The 5528-nt window shown below is 56.6% G+C and carries 5 protein-coding genes; all 5 read left to right on the forward strand.

What is annotated here, in order from left to right:
* Positions 1-81: 81 nt before the first annotated feature.
* The 5 genes from K5905_RS26525 to K5905_RS26545 all read left to right on the forward strand — a co-directional run bounded on the left by K5905_RS26525 (position 82) and on the right by K5905_RS26545 (position 5508).
* Positions 82-1920, forward strand: coding sequence for an ABC transporter ATP-binding protein (locus K5905_RS26525; RefSeq protein ID WP_297589843.1), 1839 nt, complete (start codon positions 82-84; stop codon positions 1918-1920).
* A 306-nt stretch (positions 1921-2226) separates the two neighbouring features.
* Entirely contained in the window at positions 2227-2787 is a 561-nt protein-coding gene (gene petA / locus K5905_RS26530; protein ID WP_297589846.1) for a ubiquinol-cytochrome c reductase iron-sulfur subunit, read from the forward strand.
* A gap of 25 nt (positions 2788-2812) precedes the next feature.
* Positions 2813-4078 carry a cytochrome b/b6 gene (locus K5905_RS26535; protein WP_297589848.1) on the forward strand — a complete coding sequence of 422 codons (1266 nt, stop codon included), beginning with the start codon at positions 2813-2815 and terminating at the stop codon, positions 4076-4078.
* A 30-nt stretch (positions 4079-4108) separates the two neighbouring features.
* The gene (locus tag K5905_RS26540; RefSeq protein WP_297589852.1) at positions 4109-4948 is read left to right on the forward strand and encodes a cytochrome c1; all 840 of its coding nucleotides are present in this window, start codon (positions 4109-4111) and stop codon (positions 4946-4948) included.
* A 68-nt stretch (positions 4949-5016) separates the two neighbouring features.
* Entirely contained in the window at positions 5017-5508 is a 492-nt protein-coding gene (locus K5905_RS26545) for a heme-binding protein (protein WP_297589854.1), read from the forward strand.
* Positions 5509-5528 lie beyond the last annotated feature (20 nt).

Here is a 5528-nt window from a genome sequence, read left to right on the forward strand (position 1 = left end):
CCCCAGATCTCAATCGCGTAGCGACGAAGGTGCGTTGACGCATCTTGCTGTTCTGCGAATGAGTGGGCCTGAGAGGTAAGCATGTTTGATCGGTTCGAAAAACTCGTAGATCCGTTCGAAAACACTGAACTTGATGTACCGCCGAAGGGCTTCTGGTCCTTCTGCTGGTATTACACCAAGCCTGTTTGGCCGATCCTGGCCTGCGTGTCGTTTTTCGGCACGCTGGTCGCCCTGGCTGAGGTCTACATCTTCACGTTCCTGGGCGACCTGGTGACCTGGCTTGAAAAGTCGGATCCGACCACGTTCCTGAACGAGAACTGGCCAATGCTACTTTTCATGCTGGTTGTTCTTCTGGTTTTGAGACCGGTACTGGAAGTGATCTGGCAGCTCTTCTTTCATCAGGGATTGATGGGCACCTATCCGATGTCCATCCGCTGGCGGGTGCATCGCTATCTGCTTCGGCAAAGCGTGTCGTTCTACCAGAACGACTTTGCCGGGCGGATCGCGACCAAGCTGATGCAGACAGCACTTGGTGTGCGGGAGGTCGTCTCCCGTATCGCCGACATCATGGTCTATGTCGCGGTTTATTTCGTGGCGGCGGTCATAGTTGTCGCCGATGCCAATTTCTGGCTCAGCCTGCCGTTCCTGATCTGGATTGTCGCCTATCTGGTGACTATTCGCGTCTTCGTTCCGAAGTTGCGTGATGTCTCGAAAGAACAGGCCGATGCCCGCTCGCTGATGACCGGTCACGTGGTTGATGCCTACACCAACATTACGACCGTGAAGCTGTTTTCTCACGCGGACCGGGAAGAGGCCTATGCCAAAGGCTCGATGAACGGGTTCCTGAAAACCGTGTTCCATCAGATGCGGTTGGTGACCGGGCTCAATATCGTGCTGGTGTTCATCAACATGGTGCTGCTCACGTCCATCGGCGGTCTGGCGATCGTGCTCTGGCAGGCTGGAACGGTCACGATTGGCGAGGTCACCATTGCCGTTGCCTTCGTGCTGCGATTGCAGGGGATGTCTCACTGGATCCTTTGGGAGCTCGCTGGTCTGTTCGAGAATATCGGAACCGTACAGGACGGGATCACCACCATTTCCAGAGAACGGGAAGTGATGGATGTGCCCCAGGCCAAGGCCCTTACAGTCAATGCGGGTGAAATCCGTTTCGAGAACATCCGGTTCCACTATGGCAAGGAAGCCGGTGTCATCGAGGATCTCAGTCTGACGATCAAGCCAGGTGAAAAGATTGGTCTGATCGGCCGTTCAGGTGCCGGCAAGTCTACGCTCGTCAATCTGCTGCTGCGCTTCTATGACCTTGAAGGTGGCCGCGTTCTGGTCGACGGGCAGGATATCTCCCAGGTGCGTCAGGATGATATTCGGGCAAATGTCGGTGTGGTCACGCAGGACACTTCCCTGTTGCATCGCTCGATCTTCGAGAATGTCGCCTATGGCAAGCCGGAGGCGACCCGCGAGGATGTGGAGGCTGCCCTGAAAAAAGCTCATGCGACAGAGTTTGTCGAAGGTCTTGCCGATATGGAAGGCAGAACGGCCCTAGACGCTCATGTCGGGGAGCGGGGAGTGAAACTGTCCGGTGGGCAGCGTCAGCGTATCGCCATTGCCAGGGTTCTCCTGAAGGACGCTCCGATCCTGGCTCTGGATGAAGCGACATCTGCGCTGGATTCGGAGGTTGAACTTGCCATTCAGGAAAGCCTGTTCGATCTGATGACAGGCAAGACCGTAATCGCGATTGCGCACCGTCTGTCGACCATCGCAGCCATGGACCGGTTGATCGTCATGGACAAAGGCCGAATCATCGAAGAAGGCTCCCATCAGGAGCTTTTGGAGAAAAACGGCCTCTATGCCCAGCTTTGGCAACGCCAGTCCGGTGGCTTCCTGGCACCGGTTCAGGCGGCATAATTCACAGAAGTAAATGGTGAGACCGGGGTTTTGACGACTCCGGTCTTGCGCTTTTTCCCAAAAAAGGGGCAGAAAAACGGCGCAAGGGCGGTTTTGGCTGCAACATAGACGTTTTGACGCGTTTGTTGATCTGGACAAGCGTTTCGAAGGGTGCAAAAAGACAAGCCGCTTGACCGGTGCGAGCTTTTCGCCGTACCCGGTCCCCGCGAGCCCGGCATGACTCCGATCTTCTTCCTGGCACAGGAAGGTCTTCGGACGTGATCGGGCTTTCGGTACAGGTAGAACAGGTTTCGAGAGGACGCGACCTTGGCACATACGGATCAGGCGGAACCGACCCGCCGCGATTTCCTCTATATTGCGACCGGCGCCGCGGGCGTTGTGGGCGCTGGCGCGCTGGCATGGCCGTTCATCGACCAGATGAACCCGGATGCTTCAGCATTGGCTCTGGCTTCCATCGAGGTCGATGTGTCTGCCGTGGAAGAGGGGCAGTCAATTACAGTCAAATGGCGCGGGAAACCGGTCTTCATCCGCAACCGTACTGAAACGGAAGTGGAAGAGGCCAAGGTCGTTCCGATTGCCGATCTGCCGGACAAGCTGGCGCGAAACGCCAACCTACCGACGGATGCCGAAGCAACGGATCCGAACCGTGGTGTTGAAGGCAAGGAAAACTGGCTCGTTCAGGTTGGTATCTGTACCCACCTTGGCTGCGTGCCATTGGGCGACGCCGGCGACTTTGGAGGCTGGTTCTGCCCGTGTCACGGCTCTCACTATGACACTGCCGGCCGTATCCGCAAGGGCCCGGCTCCCGAGAATTTGCTGATTCCGCCGCTCGAGTTCGTCAGCGACTCGACGATCAAGATCGGCTAACGGCAAGAATTTTTAGGAGACAGCCATGGCTGGACATTCGAACTACGTACCGCAGAGCGCGGGGGCAAAGTGGCTTGAAAGCCGCCTGCCGGTTATTTCGCTCGTTCGCGGTTCTTTCGTTGATTTCCCAACCCCGAAAAACCTCAATTACTGGTGGACCTTCGGCGGTATCCTGTTTTTCGTACTGATCGCACAGCTCATTACAGGCATCGTTCTGGCGATGCATTACACGCCGAACACGGGGCTGGCATTCGACAGTGTCGAACACATCATGCGCGACGTGAATTTCGGCTGGATGCTGCGTTATCTGCACGCAAACGGCGCATCGATGTTCTTCATCGCCGTCTACATTCACATTTTCCGCGGTCTCTACTATGGCTCCTACAAGGCGCCGCGCGAGATCTCCTGGATCCTGGGCGTGATCATCTTCCTGATCATGATGGGAACCGCGTTCATGGGCTACGTGCTGCCATGGGGGCAGATGTCCTTCTGGGGTGCGACGGTTATCACCAACCTGTTTTCCGCCATTCCGCTGGTCGGTGAGGAAATCAGAACGTGGCTATGGGGTGGGTTTGCTGTCGACAATCCGACACTGAACCGGTTCTTCTCTCTGCATTACCTTCTGCCGTTCATGATCTTCGGCGTGGTCATCCTGCACGTCTGGGCGTTCCACACGACAGGCAACAACAACCCGTCCGGTGTTCAGCCGAAGACGAAGCAGGACACGATCCCGTTCCACCCGTACTACACGGTCAAGGACCTGTTCGCGATTATTGTGTTCATGATCCTGTTTGCCTGGTTCGCATTCTATCTGCCGAACTACATGGGGCATCCGGACAACTACATCGAAGCAAACCCGCTGGTGACACCGGCTCACATTGTTCCGGAGTGGTACTTCCTGCCGTTCTACGCGATCCTGCGTGCAGTGCCGGACAAGCTTGGCGGCGTTGTTGCCATGTTTGGTGCGATTGCGATCCTGTTCGTACTGCCCTGGCTGGATACATCCAAGGTCCGTTCCGGTGCCTATCGTCCGCTGTTCAAGCAGTTCTTCTGGATCTTTGTGCTGGACTGCATAATCTTGGGCTATCTCGGAGCAAAGCCGGCTGAGCCGCCTTACGTTCTCATCGCTCAGATCTGCACTGTCTACTATTTCGCACATTTCCTGGTGATCCTGCCGTTGCTCGGTTTCCTGGAAAAACCCCGTCCGCTGCCTGCATCGATATCCGAAGCGGTGCTAAAAGGTGGATCCGGTAAACCGGCTGCTGCGGTTGCCGCATCGGAAACGAATTAACGCGAACCGGATCAGGAGTTATTTGAGACAATGAGCACCATGATCAAAATGGTTCGTTCCTTCGCAGCGGTGGCAGCAATTGCCATCGCGACCCCGGCGCTCTCCGCCGGCGGCGAAGTTCATATCGACCGCCAACAATGGTCGTTCGCCGGTCCGTTCGGCGTGTTCGATCGGGCACAGCTGCAACGCGGCTTCAAGGTATACCAGGAAGTTTGTCAGGCTTGTCATGGTCTGCGTCAGGTCGCTTTCCGCAACCTGGCGGATAATGGCGGGCCGAGCTTCAGCGAAGACGCCGCCAAGCAGATCGCTTCGGACTACACCGTTGTGGACGGTCCGAACGACGATGGCGAAATGTATGACCGCCCGGCTATCCTGGCCGACCGGTTTCCCTCTCCGTTTCCGAACGAGCAGGCCGCTCGCGCAGCAAATGGCGGTGCTTACCCGCCGGACTTCTCGCTGCTGGCCAAGGCACGTGCTGCCGAGCGCGGCTTCCCGTGGTTCGTCTTCGACATTTTCACGCAGTATCAGGAAACCGGCCCGGATTACATCTACTCGCTGCTGACCGGCTACGAGGAAGATCCGGAAGGCATCGAGGTTCCTGCCGGCCAGTACTACAACCACTCCTTCCTGGCAGGTAAATTCATCTCCATGGCTCCGCCGCTTTACGACGACGCCGTTGAATATACCGACGGTACGCTGATGACGGTCGACCAGTATGCGAAGGACGTTTCTGCGTTCATGATGTGGGCCGCCGAGCCTCATCTTGAAGAGCGTAAAAAGATCGGTTTCCGCGTTATGGTCTTTCTGATCTTCTTCGCAGCGCTGCTGTATTTCACCAAGAAGAAGCTTTGGCGCAACGTTGAGCATTGATTGAGCGTTGCCACAGTGCATGATGAAAGCCGCCGATTTCCGGCGGCTTTTGTTTTGGAGGTAACGGAATGCTCCGTGTCCTGATTTTGATAACTGTTTTCCTTTCTGCCGGCTCCGCCAATTCACAGTCCAACGCAACGCACACGGTCGAGGTGCTTGATCTTCAGGTCGCCATGAAAGCTGCATTGCGTGCGCTGGTGGTCTGCAACGAAGCAGGACATCAGGTCGGTGCATCTGTTGTCGACAGGTTTGGCTTGGAACAGGTGACCTTGCGCAGCAATCTGGGTGGAGCGCATGTGGCTGACACCGCACGGCGCAAGGCCTGGACAGCCGCGACATTCAATCTGTCGACATTGGAGCTGGATAAGGTCGCCGAAAGCGGTGAGCCGTGGGGTCTGAGAACGATACCCGGGGTAGTGCCACTTGGAGGTGGTTTGCCGATCCGCTCGAAATCCGGCCAGTTGCTCGGCGGGATTGGCGTCGCGGGTGGCGGTGGTGGAGAGAATGAAGCCAAATGTGCTCAGGCCGGGCTTGACGCAATTGCAGATCAGTTGGAATAACCGACACGGATGAACGGACT

Source organism: Roseibium sp. (genome assembly GCF_025698965.1).
Taxonomy (GTDB): domain Bacteria; phylum Pseudomonadota; class Alphaproteobacteria; order Rhizobiales; family Stappiaceae; genus Roseibium.

What these genes read in the sequence shown, in the direction of transcription:
- K5905_RS26535 (WP_297589848.1), top strand. Translation starts at nt 2,813, where the DNA reads ATGGCTGGACATTCGAACTACGTACCGCAGAGCGCGGGGGCAAAGTGG.
- K5905_RS26525 (WP_297589843.1), top strand. Translation starts at nt 82, where the DNA reads ATGTTTGATCGGTTCGAAAAACTCGTAGATCCGTTCGAAAACACTGAA.
- K5905_RS26545 (WP_297589854.1), top strand. Translation starts at nt 5,017, where the DNA reads ATGCTCCGTGTCCTGATTTTGATAACTGTTTTCCTTTCTGCCGGCTCC.
- K5905_RS26540 (WP_297589852.1), top strand. Translation starts at nt 4,109, where the DNA reads ATGAGCACCATGATCAAAATGGTTCGTTCCTTCGCAGCGGTGGCAGCA.